The sequence below is a fragment of the Hydrogenovibrio sp. genome (assembly GCF_049975065.1).
Lineage (GTDB): Bacteria > Pseudomonadota > Gammaproteobacteria > Thiomicrospirales > Thiomicrospiraceae > Hydrogenovibrio.
In genome coordinates this window covers 1-2,773 of sequence record NZ_JBNGDN010000069.1, presented here as the reverse complement: position 1 = coordinate 2,773, position 2,773 = coordinate 1, and the positions used below count along the sequence as shown (strand labels likewise).

At 52.1% G+C, this 2,773-nt stretch carries 3 protein-coding genes; 1 reads left to right on the top strand and 2 read right to left on the bottom strand.

The genetic code is table 11. The features are described 5' to 3' along the window. The first annotated feature begins 261 nt into the window (after positions 1 to 261). Positions 262 to 927 (top strand): 7-carboxy-7-deazaguanine synthase, encoded by a 666-nt coding sequence (queE, locus tag ACP5D0_RS08195; RefSeq protein WP_472365191.1) that lies wholly within the window; start codon positions 262 to 264, stop codon positions 925 to 927. Here queE and ACP5D0_RS08190 read toward each other — a convergent pair. Both ACP5D0_RS08190 and ACP5D0_RS08185 read right to left on the bottom strand, forming a co-directional pair. Continuing rightward, positions 890 to 2,227: a D-alanyl-D-alanine carboxypeptidase/D-alanyl-D-alanine-endopeptidase gene (locus tag ACP5D0_RS08190; RefSeq protein ID WP_472365190.1), complete on the bottom strand. Its 1,338-nt coding sequence runs from the start codon at positions 2,225 to 2,227 to the stop codon at positions 890 to 892. The genes queE and ACP5D0_RS08190 overlap by 38 nt on opposite strands. Positions 2,228 to 2,585: 358 nt before the next feature. Further along, the coding region (locus ACP5D0_RS08185) for a hypothetical protein (RefSeq protein WP_472365188.1) at positions 2,586 to 2,773 on the bottom strand (188 nt) is incomplete at its 5' end.

The following is a 2,773-nucleotide window of genomic DNA, read 5'->3' as shown; positions in this document are numbered from 1 at the left end:
ACGACGTGGCTGTCCCACAATTTATCGTATAAGGTCTTGGCCAACATGGGTATAATCTCTCCTAATTTCACTCGCCGCCAGCCCGTTTCGTGTCTTGAATGCACGTTATGACGTTGAATTCAACGTTTGGCTCAGGCCTAAAAATAGCTCATGATTATAGCATTTTGAAAAAGGCGCATCGCAAATTTTACCCGCTCATGCCGTCAGAAAACAGCGTTTTGCAACGAGACAACACAAAAACGAGGCACACAAAAGTCAACCATGCCATACCGCATTAAAGAAGCATTTTATTCCCTGCAAGGAGAAGGATTTCATTCCGGCCGCCCGGCGATTTTCTGCCGTTTCAGCCACTGCAACCTTTGGACCGGGCAAGAAGCGGATCGGGCACAAGCCGTTTGCTCGTTTTGCGACACCGACTTTGTGGGCACCGACGGTCAAAACGGCGGTCGATTCGACACCGCCGACGATTTGGCCAAACACCTGCTGGCGCTTTGGCCGAAAACCCATTCTACCGAAAACCGCCAGGCCTGGCCAAATCCGTTTGTGGTGCTGACCGGCGGCGAACCGCTGCTTCAGGTGGATCAAACGCTGGTGGATACTTTTCATGACTACGGCTTTGAAATCGCCGTAGAAACCAACGGCACGCAAACAGCGCCGCAAGGGCTTGACTGGGTGTGCGTCAGCCCCAAAGCGAATGCGCCTTTAATATTGGATAACGGCGATGAATTGAAACTGGTGTACCCGCAAGCGGACTGCCCGCCGGAAAAAGTCGCCGGATTGGCATTCGACCATTTTTATCTGCAAGCCATGGACGATGCCAACCCGGAAATTCAGGCCCGCAACCTGAAAGCGACTTTAGACTATTGCCTGAGCCACCCGCAATGGAAGCTCAGTTTGCAGACTCATAAGATTCTGGGCGTTGACTGAGACGCGATTCCGATAATTGAGCGCCCAACACCCCTTGCTTGAGCGCCAAGGCCACACGATTGCGAAAATCCAACGGAACCGGCTGATTGATCAGCAATGCAAAAGGTAACCAGGCCTGGTCGCTTTTAAGCTGGTCATTCTCAATATAACCCGCCAAGGCACTCACCCCAAGCAAGGTGCCCGTTTTCGCCCACACGTCCGTTTCCACCTCCGGCAGCAAATCTTTCCAAGGCCGAAACGCTTCCAGCAGCGCCACCAACTGCTGCGCACTCAAACGATTAGCACGCGACAAACCCGCCCCCTCTTCCAGATAAAAATCCGTCCAGCCAAACGCCCGCTTCAAAGAATCGTTCATTAACTCGGCCACTTTTTCAGCGGTGGCAGGGGGTCCCAACTGCTCGGCCGCCAACATCAAAATCAACTGATTCGCAATAAAATTAGTGGAATAACGCATCATCGGCCGCACCATACCCGCCAAATTGAGCGTATTGTAATGACGATAAAACACCACTTCCGCCAGGCCTGGCGAATCGGCCTCCGCCAGGCCATGCCAGGCCACCGAACGGGCGACCCCAATGCCCTCACGCCTCAAAAAAGCACTCAATAACTCGGCAAAATAGCGCTGCCCCACCCGCGCATCCTGCCCCAAATTAAAACGCCCTTGGGTTAAATCCGTCTGTTTTCCAAGCTTCGCGGCGGTGGGAGTGAGCGGTGTCTGAGCTTCCGCCGACACCACTTGACCTTGGCGGGTGGTCAAAAACAGCGTATTAAAATTCGCCGCCAAGGCGCTCGGCACCGCATCATAAGGGTTCAGGGTTGCGCTCAGACCGGGTAACACCAGGCCTGGTGAAAAGTAGGACGCATCCAAATACACCGCATCGATACGCGCCACACCCTGCGATTTCAACGACTCGGCTAATGTTCGCGCAATGCGCTGCAATGCCTCCGACACCAGAAACGGATCGCCGTAACCTTTCACCCATAAAATCACCGCGCCGTCCGAGGCACGTTTAACCACTTTGAAATCGGTTTTAAAGCGATGCGATGCGCCCCAATGACGCAACGCCAGATAAGCCGTAACCAACTTGGTGGTGGAAGCCGGAATCATGGGACGCTGAGGCGACAGCGCCACCAAAGGCCGGTGAGCGGTATCTTGAAATAGCAGCGAAGCCTTCGACAAGCCGCGTAATTCGGTTTGAATCACCGGGCTTTCCCACCCGGTTTCTCTATCCGCTGCCGAAGCTTCTTCACGCATCCCGCCGAATAACAAGACACCAAAAACCACCGTCGCCACAGCCACACTTTGACACCTCAACCAGCCAGACCTGGCGAAAGCGACTGAACCGTTTCGAAGATATTCTGTTATCACGCCTCACCTGCTTTATGGTTTTTGTTTCATGGGTTCTGTTTCATGAATTCTGTTTCGCCCGCTATTGTAATACTTTTTAAGCCCTCAGCGCCGATTCGACCACGGTTCAACCACAGATCATCCCATCGCCTGGAATTCGCCTGCCTGCTGAAACCGAAAAATGTTAAAATTGACGATTAATTTTGAACTCGAATGCGTCATAAATGTGTCCCCGAATCAGCCCGAAAATTTCATAAAATTTGTGCCAGGATCGCGCAGGGCTTTCACACAACCATTTAGCCCGAATGTTTCATAAATTTGTGCTGAAATTGCGCAGAGCATTGGTTTCTCGACTTACCCCTTCGGGCGTCGAGTTCTTTGTTTCACGAGGAAATTTTCGAAGAAGTGTCGTATCCTTGATTACGACCGACTGAGAAAATATGGCTTGTGGAATCAAGGAACAAGCAAGGTCGGTGCAAATTTGTGAAATATTCGGGT